The organism is Vibrio caribbeanicus ATCC BAA-2122 (assembly GCF_000165125.1).
Classification (GTDB): Bacteria; Pseudomonadota; Gammaproteobacteria; order Enterobacterales; family Vibrionaceae; genus Vibrio; species Vibrio caribbeanicus.
Genome location: NZ_AEIU01000097.1, coordinates 1 through 25,349, shown reverse-complemented (window position 1 = coordinate 25,349; position 25,349 = coordinate 1). Strand labels below are relative to the sequence as shown.

At 43.1% G+C, this 25,349-nt stretch carries 21 protein-coding genes; 8 read left to right on the top strand and 13 right to left on the bottom strand.

Annotation, left to right across the window (positions count from 1 at the left end):
- Window positions 1-22 precede the first annotated feature (22 nt).
- The 4 genes from argF to RH40_RS16690 all read left to right on the top strand — a co-directional run bounded on the left by argF (window position 23) and on the right by RH40_RS16690 (window position 3,162).
- Complete coding sequence (gene argF / locus RH40_RS16705) at window positions 23-1,039, top strand: ornithine carbamoyltransferase (RefSeq protein ID WP_009602843.1); 1,017 nt, start codon at window positions 23-25, stop codon at window positions 1,037-1,039.
- A gap of 229 nt (window positions 1,040-1,268) precedes the next feature.
- Window positions 1,269-2,198, top strand: a complete 930-nt coding sequence (gene pyrB, locus RH40_RS16700; RefSeq protein ID WP_009602842.1) for an aspartate carbamoyltransferase — start codon at window positions 1,269-1,271, stop codon at window positions 2,196-2,198.
- Between the two features lie 18 nt (window positions 2,199-2,216).
- Window positions 2,217-2,681, top strand: coding sequence for an aspartate carbamoyltransferase regulatory subunit (gene pyrI, locus RH40_RS16695; protein ID WP_009602841.1), 465 nt, complete (start codon window positions 2,217-2,219; stop codon window positions 2,679-2,681).
- A gap of 91 nt (window positions 2,682-2,772) precedes the next feature.
- Window positions 2,773-3,162, top strand: coding sequence for a RidA family protein (locus RH40_RS16690; RefSeq protein WP_009602840.1), 390 nt, complete (start codon window positions 2,773-2,775; stop codon window positions 3,160-3,162).
- Window positions 3,163-3,202: 40 nt separating this feature from the next.
- Here the strand turns inward: RH40_RS16690 and RH40_RS16685 are convergent, their stop codons facing one another.
- Window positions 3,203-3,394, bottom strand: a complete 192-nt coding sequence (locus tag RH40_RS16685; protein ID WP_009602839.1) for a hypothetical protein — start codon at window positions 3,392-3,394, stop codon at window positions 3,203-3,205.
- 98 nt (window positions 3,395-3,492) lie between these two features.
- The gene (mdh, locus tag RH40_RS16680) at window positions 3,493-4,428 is read right to left on the bottom strand and encodes a malate dehydrogenase (RefSeq protein WP_009602838.1); all 936 of its coding nucleotides are present in this window, start codon (window positions 4,426-4,428) and stop codon (window positions 3,493-3,495) included.
- A gap of 325 nt (window positions 4,429-4,753) precedes the next feature.
- On the opposite strand from mdh, the gene argR reads away from it, so the two are divergent.
- The 3 genes from argR to RH40_RS16665 all read left to right on the top strand — a co-directional run bounded on the left by argR (window position 4,754) and on the right by RH40_RS16665 (window position 9,284).
- A complete protein-coding gene (gene argR, locus RH40_RS16675) occupies window positions 4,754-5,224 on the top strand; it encodes a transcriptional regulator ArgR (RefSeq protein ID WP_009602837.1) in 471 nt (156 codons plus the stop codon).
- 322 nt (window positions 5,225-5,546) lie between these two features.
- Complete coding sequence (locus RH40_RS16670; protein ID WP_009602836.1) at window positions 5,547-6,515, top strand: TAXI family TRAP transporter solute-binding subunit; 969 nt, start codon at window positions 5,547-5,549, stop codon at window positions 6,513-6,515.
- A gap of 198 nt (window positions 6,516-6,713) precedes the next feature.
- Window positions 6,714-9,284 carry a TRAP transporter permease gene (locus RH40_RS16665; RefSeq protein ID WP_009602835.1) on the top strand — a complete coding sequence of 857 codons (2,571 nt, stop codon included), beginning with the start codon at window positions 6,714-6,716 and terminating at the stop codon, window positions 9,282-9,284.
- A gap of 210 nt (window positions 9,285-9,494) precedes the next feature.
- Here RH40_RS16665 and rraB read toward each other — a convergent pair whose 3' ends face one another.
- Window positions 9,495-9,905 carry a ribonuclease E inhibitor RraB gene (gene rraB, locus RH40_RS16660; RefSeq protein ID WP_009602834.1) on the bottom strand — a complete coding sequence of 137 codons (411 nt, stop codon included), beginning with the start codon at window positions 9,903-9,905 and terminating at the stop codon, window positions 9,495-9,497.
- Window positions 9,906-10,467: 562 nt separating this feature from the next.
- Between rraB and arcA the strand changes: the two genes are divergently transcribed.
- Window positions 10,468-11,688 (top strand): arginine deiminase, encoded by a 1,221-nt coding sequence (arcA, locus tag RH40_RS16650; RefSeq protein WP_009602832.1) that lies wholly within the window; start codon window positions 10,468-10,470, stop codon window positions 11,686-11,688.
- A 46-nt stretch (window positions 11,689-11,734) separates the two neighbouring features.
- On the opposite strand, the gene tldD is transcribed toward arcA, so the two are convergent.
- The 10 genes from tldD to csrD form a co-directional block, all read right to left on the bottom strand.
- Complete coding sequence (tldD, locus tag RH40_RS16645) at window positions 11,735-13,180, bottom strand: metalloprotease TldD (protein WP_009602831.1); 1,446 nt, start codon at window positions 13,178-13,180, stop codon at window positions 11,735-11,737.
- A gap of 9 nt (window positions 13,181-13,189) precedes the next feature.
- Window positions 13,190-14,008 (bottom strand): carbon-nitrogen hydrolase family protein, encoded by an 819-nt coding sequence (locus RH40_RS16640; protein ID WP_039954876.1) that lies wholly within the window; start codon window positions 14,006-14,008, stop codon window positions 13,190-13,192.
- Between the two features lie 10 nt (window positions 14,009-14,018).
- Window positions 14,019-17,870, bottom strand: coding sequence for a YhdP family protein (locus RH40_RS16635; protein WP_009602829.1), 3,852 nt, complete (start codon window positions 17,868-17,870; stop codon window positions 14,019-14,021).
- A gap of 9 nt (window positions 17,871-17,879) precedes the next feature.
- Window positions 17,880-19,349 carry a ribonuclease G gene (rng, locus tag RH40_RS16630; RefSeq protein ID WP_009602828.1) on the bottom strand — a complete coding sequence of 490 codons (1,470 nt, stop codon included), beginning with the start codon at window positions 19,347-19,349 and terminating at the stop codon, window positions 17,880-17,882.
- A 20-nt stretch (window positions 19,350-19,369) separates the two neighbouring features.
- Entirely contained in the window at window positions 19,370-19,930 is a 561-nt protein-coding gene (locus RH40_RS16625) for a Maf family protein (protein ID WP_009602827.1), read from the bottom strand.
- A gap of 3 nt (window positions 19,931-19,933) precedes the next feature.
- Window positions 19,934-20,410 carry a rod shape-determining protein MreD gene (mreD, locus tag RH40_RS16620; protein WP_009602826.1) on the bottom strand — a complete coding sequence of 159 codons (477 nt, stop codon included), beginning with the start codon at window positions 20,408-20,410 and terminating at the stop codon, window positions 19,934-19,936.
- 16 nt (window positions 20,411-20,426) lie between these two features.
- Window positions 20,427-21,296: a rod shape-determining protein MreC gene (gene mreC / locus RH40_RS16615; RefSeq protein WP_009602825.1), complete on the bottom strand. Its 870-nt coding sequence runs from the start codon at window positions 21,294-21,296 to the stop codon at window positions 20,427-20,429.
- Window positions 21,297-21,344: 48 nt separating this feature from the next.
- The gene (locus tag RH40_RS16610; protein ID WP_009602824.1) at window positions 21,345-22,388 is read right to left on the bottom strand and encodes a rod shape-determining protein; all 1,044 of its coding nucleotides are present in this window, start codon (window positions 22,386-22,388) and stop codon (window positions 21,345-21,347) included.
- Window positions 22,389-22,616: 228 nt separating this feature from the next.
- Complete coding sequence (locus RH40_RS16605) at window positions 22,617-23,108, bottom strand: type II secretion system protein (RefSeq protein WP_009602823.1); 492 nt, start codon at window positions 23,106-23,108, stop codon at window positions 22,617-22,619.
- A gap of 105 nt (window positions 23,109-23,213) precedes the next feature.
- Complete coding sequence (gene csrD / locus RH40_RS16600; protein WP_009602822.1) at window positions 23,214-25,232, bottom strand: RNase E specificity factor CsrD; 2,019 nt, start codon at window positions 25,230-25,232, stop codon at window positions 23,214-23,216.
- Window positions 25,233-25,349: the final 117 nt, after the last annotated feature.

Genomic DNA, 25,349 nt, shown 5'->3' with positions numbered 1-25,349 from the left:
TTTAAATGCGCGGTATTGATGTATGAGCCTGAATTTACATAATAGAAACTTTCTCAAATTATTGGATTTTGAACCTAAAGAAATAGCGTTTTTAATCCAGTTATCTCAACAACTAAAGCACGCCAAATCTTGTGGCACCGAGCAAAAGCAATTGGTTGGGAAAAATATTGCCCTAATATTCGAGAAAGCATCAACCCGAACTCGGTGTGCCTTCGAGGTAGCAGCTTTTGATCAAGGTGCACAAGTTTCTTATCTAGGCCCTTCCGCTTCTCAAATTGGAGAAAAAGAGTCCATTAAAGATACCGCTAAAGTTCTGGGACGTATGTACCACGGAATAGAATATCGGGGCTTTGGCCAAACGGTCGTTGAACAGCTTGGAAAGCATGCAGGGGTTCCTGTATGGAATGGACTGACAGATGAGTTTCACCCAACCCAAATCTTAGCCGATTTTTTAACCATGATAGAGCACAGCAATGGTCGACCTTTACACGAATTAAAATTCGCTTATTTGGGTGATGCAAGAAACAACATGGGCAACTCTTTAATGGTTGGCGCCGCAAAAATGGGCATGGACATCCGACTTGTTGGCCCAAGTAATTTTTGGCCCGAAAAGCCGCTTCTAGAACAGTGTAACGAGATAGCCAAAACGACCGGTGCTCAGATTACACTGACAGAAGACATTGACTCCGGAGTCGCTGATTGTGACTTCATTTACACAGACGTTTGGGTTTCCATGGGTGAAGGCGCGAGTGCCTGGCATGATCGTATCGATGTTATGAAACCCTATCAAGTCACTATGGATATGCTGCTAAAAACTGGCAAACCTAAGGTTAAGTTCATGCACTGCTTACCCGCATTTCACGACCAAGAAACAGTCATAGGAAAGGACATTGCCAAGAGATATGCCATGGAAGGGCTTGAAGTGACCAATGAGGTGTTTGAGTCCGGCCACTCTATTGTGTTTGATCAGGCAGAAAATCGAATGCACACGATTAAAGCCGTCATGGTTGCAACACTTGGCGAAAAATACGCCAAGTAGCTAGGTAAAGAAAACCCCTGCGTAATCGCTTGCGTTGGCTCACTTTAGGCGTATAATTGCCGTCAATTTATTTTGAGGCAGCATAACGAATGTTAAGTACTTTTTGCTCAGTTAGTCATTTTGAGCCAAGAAAACGGCACGACATATCACGTGGCTGTCTCCTATTTTCATTAGCCTCCCATTATGGGGGGCTTTTTTATACCCTAAATTTGTTACTGGGAAGGTGAGTATGACCAATACGCTGTACAACAAGCACATTATCTCGATTCCTGAGCTCTCTCGTGAAGAGTTAGAGTTGATCGTCACAACAGCGGGGCAGTTAAAGAGATCCCCTGCTCCTAACTTAATCAAAAACAAAGTCATTGCCAGTTGTTTCTTCGAGCCATCAACTCGTACCAGACTTTCCTTCGAAACGGCAATCCAACGCATTGGCGGGGATGTGATAGGCTTTGATAGCGGCGGTAATACTTCACTGGCTAAGAAAGGAGAAACTTTATCTGACTCGGTAAGGGTTATTTCTTCCTATGTGGATGCTTTTGTCATGCGTCATCCTCAAGAGGGAGCCGCCCGATTAGCCTCAGAATTTTCACTCGGTGTTCCAGTCATCAATGCAGGTGATGGTGCCAATCAGCACCCAACACAGACTTTGCTTGATCTTTTTTCCATTGCAGAGACGCAAGGAAAATTAGATGGTATCAATATTGCGTTTGTCGGTGACCTTAAATACGGCCGCACTGTGCACTCTCTGACCCAAGCGCTGGCAAAATTTGATAACGTGCGTTTCTTTTTCGTTGCTCCTAAAGCTTTAGCTATGCCAGATTATATTTGCGAAGAGCTTGAAGATGCAGGGATTGAATACAGCTGCCACACGGAGATGGATACGGTCATCCCACAATTAGACATACTCTACATGACCCGAGTACAGAAAGAGCGTTTTGACGAATCTGAATACGCACACATCAAATCAGCTTATGTCCTAAATGCGAAACTACTTGAGGAAGCACGAAGCAACCTCAAAGTTCTCCACCCGCTCCCACGTGTCGATGAAATAACGATTGATGTGGATAAAACAGAGCACGCTTATTACTTTGAACAAGCCGAAAATGGGGTCTATGCTCGCCAAGCACTGCTTGCTCTTGTCCTCAATGAAACACTTTAATATCGAAGAGGCACAACAATGAAAAAAGAAACGCAACTTCAAGTTGAAGCAATCAAAAATGGTACGGTTATTGACCATATCCCCGCTCAAGTAGGAATAAAGGTGCTCAAGCTCTTTGCTATGGACAAGTCCAAGCAACGAGTCACTATAGGCTTAAACCTTCCTTCGTCAGCACTTGGTTATAAAGACTTGTTGAAAATTGAAAATACCTTTATCAATGAACAGCAAGCTAATAAGTTAGCCTTATATGCTCCCCATGCGACGGTGAATCAAATCGAGGACTATCAGGTTGTCAAAAAACTTGCCTTAGCTCTCCCAGAATTCGCAAGCAATGTGTTTGAATGCCCAAACACCAATTGTATTACTCACAGCGAACCAGTAAAAACGCATTTCAAGGTCATTGAAAAAAATCACGATATACGCCTGAAATGTAAGTATTGTGAAAAAGTATTTTCTCGAGATATCGTCACAGAACGAGATTAGCCTCAATCTTATACGAATTTCACTTTACCAACCCTTGTGTAAAAGGCACACTCAATGCTTTGTGACACCTAACTCAATATGGAGAAAAATAATGACAAAAATCCTTCACACGGAAGCGGCACCCGCTGCAATTGGTCCTTACGTTCAAGGCGTCGATCTTGGCAATATGGTACTAACCTCAGGTCAAATCCCAGTCAATCCAGCGACAGGGGAGGTGTCTTCAGATATCGCTGAACAGGCCATGCAATCGCTTGAAAACGTCAAAGCCGTTGTTGAAGCATCGGGGTTATCAGTCTCTGATATTGCAAAAATGACGGTATTTGTCAAAGATCTTAACGACTTTGCGACCGTGAATGAAGTGTACGGTAATTTCTTTGATAAGCACCAAGTAAAACATTACCCAGCGCGTTCTTGCGTAGAAGTGGCCCGATTGCCGAAAGATGTAGGCATTGAGATTGAAGCCATTGCGGTAAGAAAATAAAAAAGTGCGCCGATTTTGGCGCACACCATCCCCCAGACCCTCAATAATACTGGTCACAACCATTGTGCAGTTGCGGGTTATCCGTGATTTCTCCCGCTTCAACTGCCATTTGTTGGTGCGACACAGGATCCTCAATCAATACTGAGTTGGTTTTTTCATCAACAACTAGAACCTTTCCAACCCCTTGCTGACACTCGACTAACATGTCTTTTTTGATTTCACTGATATCCATATTTTCCTCCTTTTGCCTTTGGCAAGTACGGCGAAAAATAAAGAACGGATCAAAAAAGCCGACTAAAAAGCCGGCTAAGGTATTATGTCAGGGACACGTTATTTCGCGAAATCCACACCAATGTTGATGTCATTGTTTAGTGTATCGAGCATTCCATTCAGTGCTGCTTGCTCATATTCACTAAGTTTTCCGTAGCTTAGAACTTCTTCGACGCCGTCTTTACCAAGTTTAACCGGCTGTGCGAAATAAGGAGCATGTTCACTGTCACCTTCAACATAAGCACATTCAACAACACCCTGTTCACCTTGAAGTGCACGTACCAAGGCTAGGCCAAAACGGCACGCTGCTTGCCCCATAGACAAAGTAGCACTACCGCCGCCAGCTTTCGCTTCAACAACTTCAGTCCCCGCATTCTGGATACGTTTTGTTAACGATTCAATTTCTTCCGAAGAAAATTCCACACCTTCAACTTGTGATAAAAGTGGTAGGATAGTGACACCGGAGTGACCACCAATCACAGGTACTTTAACCTGAAGAGGATCTTTGCCCTTGAGCTCAGCAACAAACGTCTCCGAGCGGATCACATCCAGCGTTGTCACACCGAACAATTTACGCTTGTCATAAACTCCTGCTCTTTTCAAAACTTCAGCAGCAATTGGCACTGTTGTATTGACAGGGTTGGTAATAATACCAACGCAAGCCGCCGGACACACCACAGCAATTTTTTCAGCTAAGGACTTTACAATCCCCGCATTAACATTGAAAAGATCAGCACGATCCATTCCAGGCTTGCGAGCCACACCAGCAGAAATAAGCACGACATCAGCACCTTCAAGCGCAGGCGTCGGATCTTCACCTGAATATCCTTTAATAGAAACAGGTGTCGGTATATGGCTCAGATCAGCAGCTACCCCCGGAGTAACAGGCGCAATATCATAAAGGGCAAGATCAGAGCCTGCAGGCAGGTGGTTTTTCAGCAAAAGGGCTAGGGCTTGACCGATGCCACCAGCGGCACCAATAACAGCTACTTTCATCGTAGTTCTCCTTGAGACAATGCTCTTCGTAATTTATTTTTTAGAGCGATGTGGTAATCAACCGAATCAAACTATAGTAATCATAAAACGATTACAATCAATTAACTTACGCTTTGCGATGTGGCGCAATTGCGATGATAAGTTGGTTTTCAACTCATACACTTCAACCTTTAATGAGCAAAAGGTAAACCTCATCAGTGGCAAGAAAACCTGCCACCTTTACAGTGACTTCACTGACACAAATGAACTCCACTATTGGCGCTTTTTGAATAACTATGCGAGAATATTCAACGTATTTTGTAACCCTATGAATAGAAATATAATTATGCGCCATTCAGAAAAACAAGATAATTTGGTAAGAGCATTTAAAGCGTTATTAAAAGAAGAGCGTTTTGGTTCTCAAGGCGATATTGTCGAGGCATTGAAAAGTGAAGGATTTGATAATATCAACCAATCCAAAGTCTCTCGAATGCTGACAAAATTCGGTGCCGTTCGCACTAGAAACGCCAAAATGGAAATGGTTTATTGTCTCCCTGCTGAACTAGGGGTTCCGACTGTTTCAAGTTCACTACGAGAGTTAGTGCTCGACGTTGACCACAACCAAGCACTGGTTGTTATCCATACTGGGCCAGGAGCAGCGCAGCTTATTGCTCGTTTGCTGGATTCACTGGGCAAATCAGAAGGCATTTTAGGCGTTGTAGCCGGTGATGACACCATATTCATCACCCCCACCTCTTCGATTACCACCGAGCAACTTTTTAGCTCTGTTTGTGAACTATTCGAATACACAGGCTGAGTTATCAGTCCAGCTAATACTCAATCACGCGACTATACACGTGATTGAGCTCACATCTTAAACAAATTACAAAACAAACAATTAAATCATTATAATTAGATGATTTTAAATAAATTATTTACAACTTATAACAAAAAGAATCAGCTTGTGCCTGCCACAAGCGATAATATTTGTTAACAGCTGTGTAATCATTTGCAAAATTTTTGCTATTATTCTGCCACTTTTTCAACATCCGAATTGAGAAAGCCGCCGTTTCCAGCACGAGGAAACCCCCGAACAATCCACATTGATCGGGCTACTAATAGCAAAGGAAGGGAAATTCATGGCATTAAATAAACTTGTTAAAGTTGGTGCGATAGCCGCTGCAGTTATCGGGGCTGGCGCAGTCAACGCTCAAGAATTCATCACAATTGGTACAGGCTCTGTTACAGGTGTTTATTACCCAACGGGTGGCGCTATTTGTAAGCTTGTGAATAAAGGTCGGAAAGAGCACAAAATTCGTTGTTCAGTCGAATCGACGGGCGGCTCTATCTATAACGTGAACACGATCCGTGCAGGTGAGCTCGACTTTGGTATCGTTCAGTCTGACTGGCAATACCATGGCTATAACGGAACCAGCAAGTTCGCAGAACAAGGGCCATACAAAAAGCTACGTGCAATGTTCTCTCTACATACAGAACCTTTTAATATCATTGCTCGTGCGGATTCAGGTGTCGAAAATGTTACAGACCTAAAAGGTAAGCGAGTCAATATTGGTAACCCTGGTTCTGGCGACCGCGCAACAATGGGCGTGGTAATGGATGCCATGGGCTGGACTAATGCCGACTTTAAACTCGCTTCAGAGTTAAAAGGGTCTGAGCGTTCTCAAGCACTTTGTGATAATAAGATCGACGCGTTCGTCTACGTGGTTGGACACCCAAATGGTTCTATCAAAGAAGCAACAACGTCATGTGATGCAAAACTTGTATCAGCGACAGGAGCGAAGATAGACGAAATCGTGGCGAACAACCCTTATTACGCCTACAGTACCGTACCAGCAGGTATGTATCGTGGCACAAATAAAGACGTCAATAGCTTTGGCGTGGCGGCAACCATGGTTACGACATCTGACGTATCCGATGAAGTTGCTTATAACGTAGCGAAATCTGTATTTGAAAACTTTGACACATTCAAACGTCTTCACCCTGCTTTTGCAAACTTGAAGAAAGAAGACATGGTTAAAGCAGGATTATCTATCCCTCTTCATCCAGGTGCAGTGAAATACTACAAAGAAGTGGGCCTACTTAAGTAAGTTCATTCTATCGCTGGGGAGCCTTCTCCCCAGCTTTAATTGTCAGCTTCATCTCGATACACATATCGAACTCACTGACGTCAACTCTATTCTAAACTATACCCAGTAAGACGAAGCAGTATATCAGTATTTCAATATGCTGAATTAAGGTTCCGATAACCATAACTAAAAGAACCATATATAATAAGGATTAAGTACATGTCGACGACAACGACTCCGTCTCAAGATGTGCAAGAAATGGTCGCTCAATCCGACACTGGTGCGCGAAACCCATTGGGGTTCTCAGGACGCATTCTTTGGTTTGTGCCACTATGTTGGTCATTGTTCCAACTTTGGTATGCCTCACCTTTGCCGTTCATCTTTAATTTTGGCGTACTCAATGATACAGAAGCACGCTCTATTCATCTCATGTTTGCCGTATTTCTTGCGTTTACAGCCTATCCCGCAAGCAAAACGTCATCAAGAGATCATATCCCTCTTGTAGATTGGTTGCTAGCTCTTGCTGGCAGCTTTTCAGCCGCATACATTTACCTATTTTATTCTGAGCTTGCAGATCGCTCTGGTGCACCAACGACCATAGATATCGTTGTTGCAGTCACTGGTATGCTGCTATTACTCGAAGCAACACGACGTGCTTTGGGGCCGCCTTTAATGGTGGTTGCCGCCGTATTTCTTCTTTATACGTTTGGCGGCCCATACATGCCAGATGTCATTGCCCACAAAGGGGCAAGCCTTAACAAAGCCATGTCACACATGTGGCTAACCACTGAAGGCGTTTTTGGTGTTGCCCTTGGCGTGTCGACATCTTTTGTATTTCTGTTCGTGTTATTCGGAGCAATGCTTGAGCGTGCAGGAGCAGGTGCATACTTCATCAAGGTCGCATTTTCCCTATTGGGTCACATGCGCGGAGGCCCTGCAAAAGCGGCTGTTGTTGCTTCAGGCCTGTCAGGTTTGGTATCAGGCTCCTCTATCGCCAACGTCGTTACCACAGGGACATTTACTATACCGCTGATGAAACGAGTCGGCTTTCCCGGTACAAAAGCGGGCGCCGTTGAAGTAGCGGCATCAACCAATGGCCAACTAACTCCTCCGATCATGGGTGCTGCCGCCTTCTTAATGGTTGAATATGTTGGCATTTCATATGTTGAAGTGATTAAAGCTGCCATTCTGCCTGCACTCATTTCCTACATTGCGCTTATTTATATTGTTCACCTGGAAGCCTGTAAAGCGGGCATGACAGGTCTACCGCGTCGTAGTAACCCAACATTACTGTATAGCCTTCTTTCCTTTACAGGCACGATTCTGGGCCTGTGTGTGCTCAGCGCACTGGTGTACTACGGTGTCGGCTGGACCAAAGATGTCTTCGGTGATGGTGCGACACCCATTGTGACCGCAGCCTTGCTGATCGCCTATGTCCTTTTGGTCAGAATCTCGGCAAAATATGCGCAACAAGGTGCAATGGAAATCGATGAAAACTTAACGGAAGTTCCCGATCCGGGTCCAACGATTAAATCTGGTCTGCATTACCTACTCCCTATTGTCGTTTTAGTCTGGTGTTTGACGGTCGAACGCTTCTCTCCCGGTTTATCAGCGTTTTGGGCAACCGTATTCATGATTTTCATCTTGATCACCCAACGTCCCCTAATGGCGATACTTACGCGACAAGGTTCTATTGCACAGCAGACGAAAGAGGGTTTTGGTGACCTTTTAGAAAGTTTGGTGTCTGGTGCGCGCAATATGATAGGTATCGGCGTTGCTACCGCAGCTGCGGGCACAGTCGTTGGTGTCGTCACCTTGACTGGTATCGGATTAGTGATGACTGACTTCGTTGAGTTTATCTCTGGCGGAAATATCATCTTGATGTTGCTCTTTACCGCCGTAATCAGCCTAATTTTGGGGATGGGGCTACCAACAACCGCAAACTACATTGTAGTGTCAACGCTCATGGCTCCTGTCATCGTGACCTTAGGCGCACAAAACGGTTTAATCATACCTCTCATTGCTGTGCATTTGTTTGTCTTTTACTTTGGTATCCTCGCCGATGATACGCCACCAGTCGGTCTGGCGGCTTTCGCCGCCGCTGCGATCGCTAAATCTGATCCCATCAAGACAGGTATCCAAGGTTTTACCTATGATATTCGAACGGCCATTTTGCCCTTCATGTTTATCTTCAATACCCAACTACTCTTGATGGGAATCGATACCTGGTGGCATTTATTACTCACCATAATTTCATCTATCATCGCCATGTTGATCTTTTCTGCGGCGACTCAAGGCTGGTGGTTGACAAAAAACAAATGGTGGGAGACGGTGTTACTGCTTGTACTCACTTTTACCTTCTTCAGGCCTGGTTTCTGGTGGGATCAATTGTATCCAGCAAAGGAAATACATTCTGGTACCGAGATAGAAGAAATCACTCAGCGCCTCAAACCCGGTGAGCAACTTGAGCTGATTGTTGGTGGAGAAAGCTTAGAAGGTGACCATGTTTCCAAAACCGTACGTTTACCATTTGATGAAAAATTCAATGATGCAAACGAGCGAATTGCTTCCATGGGGCTTATCCTAAATGAAGAAAATAATCGCCTGTTCGTTGACATGGTTGAGTTTGATAGCCCAGCAGAAAAAGCGGGAATTGATTTTGATTGGGAAATTGAATCCGTTGTCATCGACGCTGAGCGGCCAATGAAAGAGTGGGTATTTATCCCGGCACTGCTCCTATTGTTTGTCCTCGCTTTAAATCAAAAAAGGCGTATCAGACTAGAAAACTAAACCTTGATAAAGTCCTACTTTGTAGGGCTTTTTTATCCCCAAGCCGAGAACAGCTACCGGGATAAAACAAGGCTACTACGCTTGGATACATCGCGCCGTTTTCGTCGCACTTCAAAGCAGCCTTGTCCAAATGGACGAATACTCAAATATCTCTCTAAGAGTGTTCAGAATAAAAAAGCCAGCAATTTAGCTGGCTTTTTCAATTCAAGATCACTCATCGTCATCTTCTTCAGGATAAAGAGCATCATCACCCTCGTAATATGTTCCCCATCCGTCGTAAATAATGTCGTATTTCTCTGCAAGGTGGATCAATTTCTCTACCTGAGCATCAATCGCATCAGCGTCTAGCGCAGATTCCATCGTCGCATCACAACAAAGCAGTTTGTTGCCATCTTCATCTTCTGTTTCTTCAGCTTCAAGGACTTCGAAGCCCATCTTAAATGCTTCAACGACTGCCTTTTCTAGCGTTTCAAAGTTCTCTGCAAATAGGTGGTGCTCGATTTCGTATAGTGAGTCTGGATCGCTGCCATCTTCCAGCAATGCCGCAATGATATCGCGGGTCTCTTCTTTTTGAATCTCAATTAACTCTTCAACGGATAGATATTCATCTTCATGAGACATATTCAGGTGCTCCAGATAATCTTAAACTTCATCACAATAAACCGAGGGGGAATATCGCACGTATCTAAAAAAATTACTACCCGCAAGCAACCCATATCAATTTTTTTACGCGGAATCTCGGTAGGATTTCCTTTGTTCAACTTATTAGTCGATAAAAATAACACTTTTTTATCATTACTAGCATTCAGGATTTTATATAGGTTGCGTAATTTATAACAAGTCATGAGTAGGTGCGTTTTTATTACATTATCTTGCATACAAGTAAGAGAGCTAGATTGAATAAAATTAACTTCAAATCTCGATTTTCCCGCTCTTATTTGCATTATCATGCATCTTTAAATCATGACGCTGCATTTAAATAAGATTTACAGCACGCATAGGAAGTCAAATTTTAGCAAGCATAAAAAAAAACCAATCAGAATAAAAAACCAAAAAATAATTAAAATTACAACTAAAGTCCCAAAAAAAATTAAATTGAAAAATTTAAATCCAATGTCGGGACTTGCAACTTTATAACAAACTTGTCATAACTATGCTCTGGATTTAACTGTAAGGATACAAAATGAGTAAGCTGTATGTAGGCTCAGAAGTAGGACACTTAAGACGAGTACTGTTAAATCGTCCTGAGCGTGCCCTAACCCACTTAACCCCATCAAACTGTCATGAACTGCTTTTTGATGATGTACTCGCTGTTGAAGCTGCGGGGGAAGAGCACGATAAATTCGCTCAGACTCTAAAAGATCAAGGCGTTGAAGTATTGCTATTGCATGACTTACTCGTTGAAACCTTAGTTGTTGATGAAGCAAAACAATGGCTTCTCAATACACAGATATCTGACTTTCGTTATGGGCCAACGTTTGCGAGAGATCTAAGGCACTATCTATCAGAAATGGACAATGAGCATCTAGCCACAGTTCTGCTTGGTGGACTGGCTTACTCCGAATTACAAATACCCTCATCGTCGATGCTGCCTAGTATGCACCGACCTTTAGATTTTGTTATCGAACCATTGCCTAATCATTTGTTTACTAGAGACACGTCCTGTTGGGTTTATGGAGGTGTTTCATTAAATCCAATGATGAAACCTGCTCGACAACGCGAAACCAATCATTTGCGGGCAATTTATCGCTGGCATCCGGTTTTTGCTGGGCAAGACTTTATAAAATACTTCGGTGATGAAGACTTACACTATGATAATGCAAACATTGAGGGCGGTGATGTTCTGGTGATTGGCAAAGGTGCAGTGCTAGTCGGTATGTCCGAGCGCACGACGCCTCAAGGCGTTGAAAATCTCGCAGCCAGTTTATTCAAACACCAGCAGGCGAAAGAAGTTATTGCAGTCGAATTACCTAAGCATCGCTCTTGTATGCATTTAGATACCGTTATGACTCACATGGACATAGACACATTTTCTGTCTATCCCGAAATTATGCGCAAAGATTTAAAAACTTGGCGTCTGTCACCAAAAAATGAGGACAGCATGCGAGTTGAGCAAGTGACCAGTTATACCAAAGCCATCGAGCAGGCACTAGGGTTAGACCACCTCAAGATCATTACAACCGGCGGCAACAATTATGAAGCGGAACGAGAACAATGGAATGATGCCAATAATGTTCTGACCGTCAAACCGGGCGTAGTCATAGGTTATGAGCGTAACGTTTATACCAATGAAAAGTACGATCAGGCTGGTATCGAAGTACTTACAATTCCGGGTAATGAGCTCGGTAGGGGCAGAGGCGGGGCTCGATGTATGAGTTGCCCGATAGAGAGAGATAGTATTTAAGTGTATAGAAGGGGCCGAAATTCGTCCCCTTTTACATATTCAGTATTTACTCAGTTCCACCCACAGTCAATACATCAAGTTTAAGCGTTGGCTGTCCCACTCCAACAGGTACACTTTGACCCGCCTTACCACAAACACCTACTCCACGGTCAAGGCTTAAGTCATTTCCGACCATTGATACATTCTGCATGGCTTCGATACCAGAACCAATTAGTGTTGCACCTTTAACCGGACGAGTGATTTTTCCGTTTTCAATTAAATAGGCTTCAGAAGTAGAGAAGACAAACTTACCCGAGGTAATATCGACTTGTCCACCACCAAAATTAGGCGCGTATAAACCTTGCTTGACCGTCGAAATAATTTCTTCAGGTGTATGCTGCCCCGGCAGCATATAGGTATTGGTCATTCTTGGCATAGGTAGATGGGCGTATGACTCACGACGACCATTACCTGTCGGGCTTACCCCCATAAGACGGGCATTTAGCTTATCTTGCATATAGCCTTTCAACACCCCTTTTTCAATCAGTGTATTGTACTGACCATTTACTCCCTCATCATCGACGTTTAGCGACCCTCTCAAATCTTTTAAGGTACCATCGTCAACGATAGTGCAAAGATCAGAGGTGACTTTTTCACCAATTTTTCCACTGAACACCGATGAATCTTTACGATTGAAGTCCCCTTCAAGTCCATGGCCTACCGCCTCATGAAGCAAGACTCCGGGCCAACCTGAACCAAGCACAACGGGCATACTTCCTGCTGGTGCTGCTTCCGCTTCAAGGTTGACTAAAGCCATTCGTATAGCCTCATCGGCAAAATGATAAGCGACACTCGACTGTCCATGACTATCTAAGAAAAAATCATAACCAAAGCGGCCACCTCCACCCGCACTGCCGCGCTCTCGGCGTTCTCCTTTTTGGGCCAATACACTGATAGATAGTCGAACTAAAGGCCTCACATCACCAGCATAGGTACCATCGGTCGCTGCCACTAGCATTTGCTCATAGACGCCACTCAAACTTATGGATACTTCAGTAATCAACGGTTCTTTGGTACGAATATACGCATCAAGCTCTTTTAGTAGCCGAGTCTTTTGCTCTTTCGCCCAGCTATTTAGGGGATTTTCCTCACAATAATTGACCTGGTTTTCTTTCCATTTAAGCGCTTGAACTTGTGCATTTTGACCTTGTTGTGCAATGCCTCTCGCAGCACAAGCACTTTGTTCTAGCCCTATAAGATCAATTTGATCGGAATAAGCAAAGCCCGTTTTTTCCCCAACAACGGCTCTCACTCCCACACCACGGTCGATGTTAAAAGAACCATCTTTGATAATACTGTCTTCCAGAACCAGAGATTCATTCCAACTTGACTGAAAGTAAATATCGGCATAATCAATCTGACGGGTTGCAATGCTGGCTAGAGTGCTCGCAATTTTATTTTCATCCAATCCTGATGGCTCTAGCAAAGCTTTTTCTAAATGGTTTACGGTCATAATCTGCTCTTAATTTTCAAACTGGATGCCAAAACGCTGATGCTGACTTACAGGCATCGACGCTCTTATATCTTCTACTTGATTTATATCGATATCGACTACTAGGCTATCGGGAATATCTTTTAGGCTCGCGATTATTTCTCCCCATGGCGAGATGACCATGGAATGCCCCCAAGTTTCACGACCACAAGGATGGGTGCCAACCTGATTGACTGCAATCAACCATGATTGAGTCTCTATTGCACGAGCTCGAGCAAGAATTTCCCAATGCACACGACCAGTCACTGCTGTAAAAGCCGCGGGCACTAGAATGAGGTTGACGCCTTTTTCCCTCAACATACCATACAAACTGGGAAAACGAATATCATAACAAATGCTCATTCCAATATGAGCAATAGGTGAGAGAAAGGAAACGGCTTCTTCTCCAGCTAAAAAGGTATCGGATTCTCGATAGCGACTCTGATGATCATCAATGTCAACATCAAACATATGAAGTTTATCGTAGTCGGCAACTATCCGCCCATCAGGTGAGTAAAGTAGTGATGTAGTGGTCACACCTTTTGCTCTCTTTATCGGCATACTCCCTATGACAAGCCATACCCTATTGTCGCTCGCTAGCTGTGAACACCACTGTTGCAAAGTTCCTGAGCCAAAATCCTCAGCGAAACGATGATAGTCAGACCGCTCACCAAACACCAAAGCATTTTCGGGTGTAATGACTAACTGCGCACCTTGTTTTGCCAGTTTATCCGTTTGCTCCTTAAGGTACTCGAAGTTATCGACCGGAGTAGGACCGGACGTCATTTGAATTAAACCAACACGCATCATACAAAGTCCTTCACTGGAGCGACTTCCTTAAGTTATCGGGAAGCTCAAACTCTCCCTTACTTCTTGACAGTTCACTTACCTCTGGGTTGTCAATCGGCCCTTTTACTGCATAATTGACTTCAGTAAAGACCTCAACAACCGGAGAAATGACCGTGGTAATCGCTAATACATATAACGCGGTTTGAGGTGTCACCGCAAAAGCAGTCAGTACAGGTATTCCAGAAGTGATATCTGGAATAAAGTTCACTTCAGCATCAATGGTACGATTTTTAAGGTTCGCTAATCCCTTTAATTTCATCTCACCGGCTATGGCGTCCATTTTAATATCATTCGTTAGAAAGATGCCTTCTCTAATAGAACCACTCCCAGTGAGAGAATTAAAGGCCATTCCTTGGTCAAAAACGTCGCTGAAGTCGAGCTGCATTCTGCGGATGATAGAATCTAGGCTAAAGATACCAAGCAGACTTGCCGCTCCACTCACATCAGAAATCATACCTTTGCCCAGTTTTATACCTACCTCGCCATTGAGTGAAGACACTTTGGCTGACCACGGAGCTCCGTCCCATTCTAATTTGGCGGAGATATCAAAAGGCGCGCGTTGAATACCAGAAGATATACCAAAACGTTCCATCACATCGCTGTTGTTTTCCCCTGATAAGAACACATCAAAATTAGTATGGTTCTTATCATCATTCAGTTGCCACCAACCTTTAATGTCAACCTTATTTGCCCCACTTTCGAAATCTAGTTTTTTCCACTCAAGTTTGTCGCCTTGGCGTTGCAGGTCTAAATGTGCATGGCCAACTTTGTAACCTTGAAACCAAAAATCGTCCACTTTTAGAGTAATATTAGGTAGCATTTGGTGCAGATTTCTAGCAAACGCCTCTTTTTCTTTGGTTATCGCAGACTTATTGTCAAACATTTCTTGCTTGATGTTGTTGGATTCTAACGAAGGTACGAAGATATGAAGACGTTCTAAAGCAACAGAGATATCATAAGGTTCAAAGTAGGTTGCTTCACCTTTAACCTCTTGGCTATCTATATTCATATACCAGCTCTGGCCTTTACGCTTAGCATTGAAAGCCACATCATTCCATTCAATACCAGCTAATGAGAGTTCCGTTACATCTAAATCCACTTTTTGTGGTAGTGGAATTTTTGGCATCCCTGAAACATCAGGAGCATCGATAACGGGAGACAACCAATCAATCCATTTGTCCAAATCGAGGTGGTCCAAACGAATCTGTGCATAATGTCCAGAAAATGGGCTCACTTTGAAACTCCCGCTCCCCAAAACTAAATTTGTAGAGGTGAGCAAAGGCAAGGCTTTTCTGATATCAATTTCAGCCTGATATTTTGCATTCGGCACTCTCACGCGGGCAGAAATCGTTTCCTGATTCCCAGATGCTTGTAATCGCGCCGTCCCTTTCGTATTCATTTCTTTCGCCAAAGGGTAAGGGTACTGACTACCAACATGCTTTAAATCAACTTTAGTATCTATCTGATAATTAAAACCCGTCTCTTTCAACTGAATATCAACATCTGTGCTCCACTGAGCATGACCTTCAAGAGGGGTAATCCAATGCTCACCAACATAAGGAATTAATGGTTTTGCATCCCAATCACCAACCACATTAAGCCCAACATGATATTCTGCATCTTTATCTTTGCCATTAAAATCAACTGAAATGGGTTGTCCCATCAACTCGGCTGATAAACCAGCGCTACCGATTACATCATTATCAAAGCTGATCTGTCCAGTGACATGCTTAAGTGACATTGGTGGCGTTGAGATCGTCACATCATTTTCGTCCAAATTGGCCTTCCCCCAAGCACGCACCTCTTGACGCTCGTCGAAAGGGATCCTGAGCTGGAAGTTGGCGCTGACATTACCCGCAATATTAATCTCTGTTAATGCCGCTCCCACTGAATCGGCCAACGGAGACGACATCATATACTCTCGAACAGCGTCCCCAAGCCCTGTTGCAGAGGCTTCAATTTCCAAATGTCCATCAGAACTAAACTCTGGTATTCGGCCAGAAATACGCTGCGCTTTTACTCCCATAAGAGTGGCATGTTCAGAGTCCAAATACATGGAGTCATTCAAAAACAATAAATTTAAGTTTAAGTCACTAACTGGCGGCCAATGCTCATCAAAGCTGAATGTTGCTTGCTTCAGGTTCACTAAAGCTTGAAAAATGCCTTGATGATTTTGATAAGGAAAGTCATCAATTTTGCCGTACCAAAGCAGTTTTGAATTTTTTACCATTCCTCCCCGGATTGCAGAGGTCAGATAATTGGTGAGTCCATCTCCCAAAGCTTGAATCGGCAAATAACGCCAAGTTTCACCCGCATCACTGAGGTTCGCCTCTGAATAGAATGATAAAAACGGGCTCTCATTATCAGGGACATCAATTCTGAATGCCCCAATAGCCGCTAAATCAGGAGTGGTAACCTCAATCTGATTTGACCATAAGCGCCACCCTGACTGATACTTTTCCCACACCAGATCTACCTGTGCATTACTTATATTCAAAGGCGCCCGAAATATCTCACCGTAAGGAAGTGTATCTTGTTTCAATGCCAACTTGATAAAAGCATGATCTTTGGTGCCCGTGATATCGGCTGCTAAATGATGCAACTCTGGAAGGAGCTCCCATTGTGTAATCGAACCATCAACCAAATGTCCAGAATAGTCTAATGAATTTAGGTTTTTATCCGAAGCCACTCTAATATCTTTTACCATACCACTTGGTGCAAGCTCTTCACTGATGAGGCTGAGGTGGTTTGAGCCAGGAAATAACTTAATGATAGGTCTAATTGAAGATACACTAATTTGAGAAATATTAGCTCGCCAACGTTCTTGACTCCAATCAATGGCAAACTTAATGTCTGGCCACTTACGATTATCCGTTTCGATATCCCAGCCCTGTGAAGATACTTTCCAACCCGCATCAAGCGGTTTAAGTTCTAAAATTCCCGAGTTTATCGCTAACTGGTGTTGCTGCCCCTCTTTCCATCTCAAGAGAGAACTTCCCAATTCTAAATAAGCCCCTCTTGGCTGGTTATGCTCAAGATCAAGCCAGCCTTTAAAGCTTATTTTTCCCTCATCTATTCCTGTTTCGGTCTGCAAGTACTTAGTCAGCCAAGGGGTAACGAGCAGATTATCCGCAGCAACATAGAAACTGCCACTAAGATCGCTCAGTGAACCGTGATCCATAAAATTGGCACGAACCTCAAACGAATTTAGGTTGATATCGGAAAGGCTCACCTGACCAGCAGCTTGATGAGAGTGATCATCATTTTGCCAACGCAGGTACTCTATGTTTAAATCACGTTGCTCTCCATCAAGGCCAATAAAACTGATCTGGGAATCTAGAATAGCAAATTCATCGAGCTGCCTTAACAGCAACTTATTTAGTTGTTTTAACGTTTTGGAGGAACCTTCATCATTCTCTGTACTGATCTCATCGGCGTTCAAAGGGATAGCTGTCATATCAAGCTGAAGAGCATGAATGTTGAGATCAGCGACAACAGGTTGCCACTCCAGAATTGACTGCAACAAATCCAGCTCTACTTCTACTTTTTGTGCCGTTAGAGACACATCACCCTGCGGAATGTGCGCTTCCAGTCCTTGAAGCGAGAGAGAGGGGTGAGTGTTACGCCAAAATCCTTGGATGTTAGTAACTTTGAACTCAATGCCTACTTTCTTTGACATCCAATTTTGTATTTGAGGCTGAAAATAATTGAGTTGAGGCAATGCAAGACGCAAGGTTGTAACTGTCACGGCTAAAAAGACAGTGACTACGATAGCAAACCAATAGATTGGTCTTAAGTATGGAATTAATACAGACAGGCGCACGAGTAATATCTACATCATAACAACATCAAACTGCTCTTGGATATAGAGCGGCTCGGCTTGAATTCTAACCTGCTTACCAATGAATACTTCCAATTCGGCGAGCGCATGATACTCATCTCCTTGCAAGGTATCTGCAACGGCTGGAGAAGCATAAACAACAAATTTATCAACATCATAGGCTCGGTTCACTCTGGTAATTTCTCTAAGAACTTCATAGCAAACCGACTCAACGGTTTTTACTCGGCCACGTCCTTCACAGGTTGGACAAGTAGAACATAGTATATGTTCAATACTCTCACGCGTTCTTTTACGGGTCATCTCAACCAGGCCGAGCTGGGTAAAGCCATTGATATTGGTTTTGACACGATCCTTATCCAGTGAAACTTGCAACGAATGGATTACTCTTTGACGGTGCTCTTCGGAAGTCATATCAATAAAATCAATGATAATAATACCTCCCAAGTTCCTCAGTCGTAATTGCCTTGCAATCGCTTGTGTCGCCTCAATATTGGTATTGAAAATTGTTTCCTCTAGGTTACGACGTCCAACAAAGGCTCCAGTATTAATGTCAATCGTAGTCATTGCCTCGGTTTGATCAATAATAAGGTAACCTCCTGATTTCAAGACAACTTTGCGTTCCAAAGCTCGCTGAATTTCATTTTCCGTGTCATACATATCAAAAATAGGCTTCTCACCTTCGTATAACTCTAATTTTTCGGTTAACTCTGGGACATATTCAGACGTAAACTCTTTGAGGTTCTCAAACTCTAAGCGTGAATCAACGAGGATTTTGGTCAGTTCAGTGCCAACAAAATCACGCAAAACTCGTTGGGATAGCCCTAGCTCCCCATACAAAGTTGAACGAGTTTTATATTTTGCACGTCGCTCTGTTACTTTAGACCACAAACGTTTGAGAAATGATGCATCTTGAGAAAGCTCTTTATCATCGGCTCCCTCCGCAGCAGTACGAATGATAAAACCTCCGTCTTCATCACAGTACTTACCAACGACACGTTTAAGGCGATTCCTTTCTTCTTCACTATCTATTCGCTGAGATACACCAACATGGCTCGCTCCGGGCATAAAAACGAGATAACGTGAAGGAAGAGTGATATCAGTTGTCAACCTCGCACCTTTTGTACCGAGAGGGTCTTTCACCACTTGAACAACGATATCTTGGCCTTGGCGCACTAATTCAGAGATATCGCGCACTTGGAATTGCTGCTTTTCATTTTCAGCTACGCATTCTGTATGCGGCACTATATCTGATGCATGAAGAAATGCTGCTTTTTCTAGTCCGATATCAACAAATGCTGCTTGCATTCCGGGTAAAACTCGGCTGACTTTCCCCTTGTAAATATTCCCGACGATACCACGCTTAGCCTCTCGCTCAACGTGAATTTCTTGAAGGCACCCGCCTTCAATCATGGCGACTCGAGTTTCACTGGGTGTCACATTTATTAGCAGCTCTGCACTCATTGATATACCTCGATACTAGACTATAGGTGCTTTTTTAATAATTGATCCGTTTCATACAGGGGTAAACCTACAACAGCATGATAACTGCCTTCGATCCGTGTAACGAAACGTCCCCCAACTCCCTGAATGCCGTAGCTGCCCGCCTTATCTTGCGGCTCTCCTGTAAGCCAGTATTGCTCGATTTCTTGTTCAGAGAGAGTTTTGAACCATACCTTAGTGGTAACAGCAACGGTCTCAACCAATCCATTACTCGCAATAGTCACAGCAGTGATCACTTGGTGACTTTGGTTAGACAAAGTCATTAACATCTGTTTTGAGTCAGAAAAATTACGGGGTTTTTCCAAAACTTTGTCATCGAAAACGACGATCGTATCGCACCCCAACGATAAAGAGGATGGATGTTTATCTCTGGAGAATAGTGCTTTATCTTTAGAAAGGCGCTTAACATACTCAGCTGGAGTTTCAACTGAACTTTGCTTTTCTTCAACATCTGTTTGAACAATTGAAAAGTCGTACCCCAATTGTGTCAAGAGCTCTTTACGTCGCGGTGAACCTGACGCCAAAATTAACGATTTTTTCATTTGTTATCTAATATGCCAATGGCGCCTTACTCGGCGCATTAATAAAAACATCCATGGCCACAATATGCAGTTAATCAAACCACTCCAAAGTGACACTGGATTAAAGTCAACATCTTGAATTAAATACTCACCGCAGAAGATAAGGACATCAAGCAACATGGACATTAAACCAATCAGGATCGCCTGTTGCCAAAGTGCCATATTCCGAATAACCAAAAAATTTAATGCAATCAGATAGATTACAATGGACATCATCATCCCTCGAATGCCAAGTGTCGAGCCAAGTAGTAGATCCCACAGTAACCCCAAGACAAAGGCTGACCCAACATTGACTCGGTGAGGAAGCGCTAACACCCAGTAACAAGTAACCAATAACAGCCAAGATGGGCGAAGTAAATCAAGCATTCCGGGCCAAGGAATGGTTTGTAATGTCAGAGCAATTAAAAAGGAACAGATAATAACAAATCTGCCACTAAACATATTGGTCGCCAACGTCTTATCCCCCAGAGCTCTCAGGTATTGATTGATGGACTTTCTCTTGACGAGAATCATTTGGCCAAATCAGCAGCAAATATCTCAACCTCTCGAAGTCAACGACTGGTTTCGCTTCAATAGCTGCAAACTCTCTTGCAGTATCTCTCTCTACTCGGGAGACATTCGCAACGGGAAACCCTTCTGGATATATTCCACCTAGGCCAGATGTTACAAGTAAGTCACCTTGCTCTATGTCCAAACTAGTGGGAATATGATCTAAATTGATCCTGTCCGATTTTCCATTCCCCGACGCAATCACGCGAATATCATTTCTAATCACCTGCACAGGGATGGCACTCAAGCTATCGGTAAGCAATAAAACTCGACTATTATGCGCTGAAACAAAAGTAACTTGTCCAACAATACCTTTTTCATTTGCTACTGGCTGACCAACATATACTCCATCAATTTGTCCCTTATCAATCACAACTTGATGTCGATAAGGCGAAGTATCAACGGCCATAACTTCGGTCACTACTTTGCGTTCATCACGAATAAAAGACGAGCCTAATAGCTTTCTAAGTCGCTGGTTTTCTTCTCGATATTGATCCAATAGTAGGAGCTCATTTTTTAAGCGCAATACCTTGCGCTTTAATGCCCGAGTGCTTTCAATATAATCCTGACGGATATTAAAGCGCTCATAAGCACCATCAAACATCACTCTTGGGACATCAGCAAGATACTGAATTGGAGCAACCATACTATTTAATAAATAGCGAACCTGAGCAAAAGCATCCAAACGACTATCAGCCAGCATCAAGCTGGCTGATAGTATCACTGCGAAAAATAATCGGAGTTGTAGCGAAGGTCCTCTGCCAAATATAGGCTTCATTAAATCACGAATCCTTGTCTTAGTATTTCAAGAAAGGAGTAAGGGCCACTACTCATCACTAAACAGGTCACCACCGTGCATATCTATCATTTCGAGAGCTTTACCTCCCCCCCTAGCAACGCATGTCAATGGGTCCTCAGCGATGACAACAGGAATACCTGTTTCTTCTGTAAGAAGACGATCAAGATCTTTGAGCAGAGCACCTCCACCCGTCAATACCATACCATTTTCTGAAATGTCAGAAGCCAGCTCAGGGGGACACTGCTCAAGTGCAACCATTACAGCAGATACTATTCCTGTTAAAGGCTCTTGTAATGCTTCGAGGATTTCATTGGAATTTAAACTAAAGCTTCGAGGCACACCCTCAGCAAGATTACGTCCACGAACTTCAATCTCTTCAACTTCATCTCCAGGATACGCAGAGCCGATTTCATGCTTTATCTTTTCTGCCGTAGCCTCACCAATCAAGCTACCGTAGTTACGTCTCACGTAATTGATAATAGCTTCGTCAAAGCGATCGCCTCCGATCCTGACGGAGGAAGAATAGACGACACCATTGAGAGAAATAACAGCAACTTCTGTCGTACCTCCACCGATATCAACAACCATTGATCCTGTTGGCTCAGACACTCTCAAGCCAGCACCAATCGCTGCCGCCATAGGTTCATCGATTAAATAAACCTCTCTCGCCCCAGCGCCTAAGGCAGACTCTTTAATCGCTCGCCTTTCAACCTGTGTCGAACCACAAGGAACACAAACAAGAACTCGCGGACTCGGTTTGAGAACGCTATTGTCATGTACTTGCTTGATAAAGTGTTGCAACATTTTCTCTGTTACGTAGAAATCAGCAATAACCCCGTCCTTCATCGGGCGGATCGCTGATATATTTCCGGGAGTACGTCCCAACATTTGTTTTGCTGCATGACCGACTGCAGCCACGCTCTTCCCTGCACGGTTACGATCTTGTCTTATGGCAACAACTGAAGGCTCATCAAGAACGATGCCTTGTCCCTTTACATAGATGAGTGTGTTGGCAGTACCTAAATCGATTGATAGATCATTGGAAAATATGCCACGAAGTTTCTTGAACATGTTCTTCGCTCGCCCTAAAAGAATTAGAAGATAGAAATTTGTTCTAAATGTACCAATGCGTTGTCCTTACAGCAAGGTGTTGAGCTATAAACATGGGGTTAAACACGCAATTTCTAACAGATTCCTAACGATAAGCAAAAAAATGACAAAAATTACCAAAGCTAATGGGCAAAATGATTAACCTAAGTTAAACAAACAAATTCAGCACTGGCCGTTTCATTAAATCTATTATTCACTGAGATTGGTGATAGGAAGGCAATTATTACTCTCTATTAGTTCAACGAATACCGTTTTACCAAGACTGGCTGGTTCAACATATTGAATACACTGCTCGGTGTATCCTCGAATTCCTATAGATATCGCCTGCCTATCATCGACAAGGTAGCTGCGAATAAAATAAAAATTATCATCAAGGCCCATATCTTTTAGCAAAATGGATAGATCCGCTTTTGTCGCTCTGGGGTAACCATATCTCAACTCTATTTGTTGTCCAGATGTACGAATTGAGGCGCTCTTTTTTTGAGCTAAGCCTTGCGATGTAGACTCGCTATATATGACACCTGAAGCACCGTATATCGCACCAGCAACCCCCTGTAAAGCCGCTATCTTTTCATCTTCTTGAATACTTAAAAACCTCGGGGCCGCAATAACGGCAAACAAACACAGCAGGACTATGACCACAACAGCTTCAATAAAAGTGAATCCATCTTGCCTACTCATAAACACTATCTCTTTTATAATATTTGGCAACTTACCCTATCAATATATTTTCGTGGCCGCAGTAAAGTTGTCTATTAATTTGCATTAATAAATAGCGCCAGCCAACTATCGATGAGATGCTTTTCTCCAACGATTTCTTCTTCCAATTTGCACTTTACTGACTGATGACTTTAACACACCAGTTTCGTTCGGAGGCCAAATCTGTATCTCACTGGCCACCTCTCGCCCTTGAATACCATCGACCCCCAAGTCGAGAACACATTGAAGTTCAGTTGGACTTTCTATACCTACCGCAACCACTTTTACCGATTTATTCCCTTCACAAGCACCAAGCAAACTACGAATAAACAGCTGGTTTTCGTGACGCTGGTCAACCCTTTTCACAAGGCTTCTGTGCAGCTTTAAGTAATGTATCGGTAGCTCTTTTATATAGTGTGTACTTACTATAGATTTACCCGCTTGGCTTATCGATACTTTGCACCCAAGTCCAGCGATCATATTTATTATAGGTCGCATGTAGTCTAAGTGTTTGACCGTCCGAGCTTCAGAAAATTCAAACATGATGCGACTACGTTCAAGCGACGTGAGTTGGAGTAACTCATCTCTAAACCATTTGAAAAAACTTCGTTCTGCAAAAGGAACAACCTGCAAGTTAACCGAAAATTTACCTGTATGTTGAGAACGCTTTAAATGAGTAATGAGTGTTTGAAGAACGGCTTTGTTTAACACTTTTTCATAGCCAACTGCGACAATAGCCGCATTAAATCTAGACGTCTCTACAAGACCAGTCTGTGGATCATTGAGACGAACAAGTAGTTCACAATGATCCTCATGAAGCTCTCTATTAATATCTAACAAAAAGCAAGATTGTGAAAATACGTGCAGTTTTTCCGCTCTCAAAGAAAGATCAAAAAGTGTTCTCCATCGGACACTCCCACGCTCTTCATCCTGATTAACATGCTTGTGGAATCGACACCAGGTATTAATTTGTTGTAGCTGAGCACTTTTCAGTGCTGTTTCCGCTTCATCGATTATCCTACTCTGCTTTTCACCTTCTCGGTACATACTCAAACCAATATGCAGCCAATTATCCTTTTTCAAAGGCGAAGGAGGAACATATTTTTCAAATTGTTTTAAACAGTGAGAGGCCATATTTGCGACTTCTTTACTCGACAAGTTCGGTGCCAAAATAGCAAAGTCTGAGACATAATAGCGAGATAGAATAACATCTGGGTAACGTTGGATAACATTACTTAACCTCTCCCCGACCTCAATAATCAGATCATTGGCAATTTGCTTACTATTGTCTTCTTCAATTTGCTCCCAATCATCGACACGTAAAATTACAACCCCACCATAAGAGCTAAATTCCGACAGTGCGGCCTCAAGTTTACTGTCGAAAAGAACTCTATTCGCTGCCCCAGTTAATTGATCGAGAAAGGTTTGAGTACGAATAAAAGTGTCAAACCGGCTACGCTCTTGTCTGGCATCTTGCAACTCTTCAATCAAGCGGTCCAACGCCAGACTTGCTGTATAAGGCCACTCAACCTCGTTTCCAATCGAGTACTCTTCAACTCTACCTGCTAAAATCATTCTGCCTCGTTCCTCGAGTAATTCAGAACCATATAACTGCTCTCTTAGCCAGTTCAAACCCTTCACTAAACAAAATACAATCAGACCGACAGCAAAAGTGATAGACCACAGAGCTTGAATAGAGTAGCCATAACCTATGTATGGTGGAACGGCCTTAAAACGAATCCGGTAACCGTCATTACGTTCCAGCGTGTATTCGGCGTTGTAGAGTAATGATGGTTCAACCCTTGAAGAAGTGTCTTTGAACCTGTAAATAACGCCATAAACAGATAACAGCTCCATCTCGACAATATTTGAGGCCTGAAGCATCTTGGGTATCCATCTTTGGAGAGAATAGGCTGCATCAGGGTCTTCCATTTCTTTATCCAGTACATCCACAATCCCTTTCAGGCTGTGATCAAGGTATTCTTGCCCCAAACGCTTAAAAGATAATGCACCGCCGACAAATAAGATGAACATCGCACTAACAACGATAATGGTAACAAAGGCCACGAGTCTGTTACTCAATCTTAGAGTTGGGGTATACCTCATGAATCTAAAACTCCTTTCAAAACCTACTCACTTTCCAATCAAGGTGGGCATTATTTTCTATCAATGCAACAGACTAAGCACATTTTAGAGATACTGCTTTTATTACTATATAAAAAA

Bases quoted from the DNA above. Each gene is read 5' to 3' on its own strand.
- argF (WP_009602843.1), top strand. From the start codon at position 23: ATGAGCCTGAATTTACATAATAGAAACTTTCTCAAATTATTGGATTTT.
- pyrB (WP_009602842.1), top strand. From the start codon at position 1,269: ATGACCAATACGCTGTACAACAAGCACATTATCTCGATTCCTGAGCTC.
- pyrI (WP_009602841.1), top strand. From the start codon at position 2,217: ATGAAAAAAGAAACGCAACTTCAAGTTGAAGCAATCAAAAATGGTACG.
- RH40_RS16690 (WP_009602840.1), top strand. From the start codon at position 2,773: ATGACAAAAATCCTTCACACGGAAGCGGCACCCGCTGCAATTGGTCCT.
- RH40_RS16685 (WP_009602839.1), bottom strand. From the start codon at position 3,394: ATGGATATCAGTGAAATCAAAAAAGACATGTTAGTCGAGTGTCAGCAA.
- mdh (WP_009602838.1), bottom strand. From the start codon at position 4,428: ATGAAAGTAGCTGTTATTGGTGCCGCTGGTGGCATCGGTCAAGCCCTA.
- argR (WP_009602837.1), top strand. From the start codon at position 4,754: ATGCGCCATTCAGAAAAACAAGATAATTTGGTAAGAGCATTTAAAGCG.
- RH40_RS16670 (WP_009602836.1), top strand. From the start codon at position 5,547: ATGGCATTAAATAAACTTGTTAAAGTTGGTGCGATAGCCGCTGCAGTT.
- RH40_RS16665 (WP_009602835.1), top strand. From the start codon at position 6,714: ATGTCGACGACAACGACTCCGTCTCAAGATGTGCAAGAAATGGTCGCT.
- rraB (WP_009602834.1), bottom strand. From the start codon at position 9,905: ATGTCTCATGAAGATGAATATCTATCCGTTGAAGAGTTAATTGAGATT.
- arcA (WP_009602832.1), top strand. From the start codon at position 10,468: ATGAGTAAGCTGTATGTAGGCTCAGAAGTAGGACACTTAAGACGAGTA.
- tldD (WP_009602831.1), bottom strand. From the start codon at position 13,180: ATGACCGTAAACCATTTAGAAAAAGCTTTGCTAGAGCCATCAGGATTG.
- RH40_RS16640 (WP_039954876.1), bottom strand. From the start codon at position 14,008: ATGATGCGTGTTGGTTTAATTCAAATGACGTCCGGTCCTACTCCGGTC.
- rng (WP_009602828.1), bottom strand. From the start codon at position 19,349: ATGAGTGCAGAGCTGCTAATAAATGTGACACCCAGTGAAACTCGAGTC.
- RH40_RS16625 (WP_009602827.1), bottom strand. From the start codon at position 19,930: ATGAAAAAATCGTTAATTTTGGCGTCAGGTTCACCGCGACGTAAAGAG.
- mreD (WP_009602826.1), bottom strand. From the start codon at position 20,410: ATGTTTAGTGGCAGATTTGTTATTATCTGTTCCTTTTTAATTGCTCTG.
- mreC (WP_009602825.1), bottom strand. From the start codon at position 21,296: ATGAAGCCTATATTTGGCAGAGGACCTTCGCTACAACTCCGATTATTT.
- RH40_RS16610 (WP_009602824.1), bottom strand. From the start codon at position 22,388: ATGTTCAAGAAACTTCGTGGCATATTTTCCAATGATCTATCAATCGAT.
- RH40_RS16605 (WP_009602823.1), bottom strand. From the start codon at position 23,108: ATGAGTAGGCAAGATGGATTCACTTTTATTGAAGCTGTTGTGGTCATA.
- csrD (WP_009602822.1), bottom strand. From the start codon at position 25,232: ATGAGGTATACCCCAACTCTAAGATTGAGTAACAGACTCGTGGCCTTT.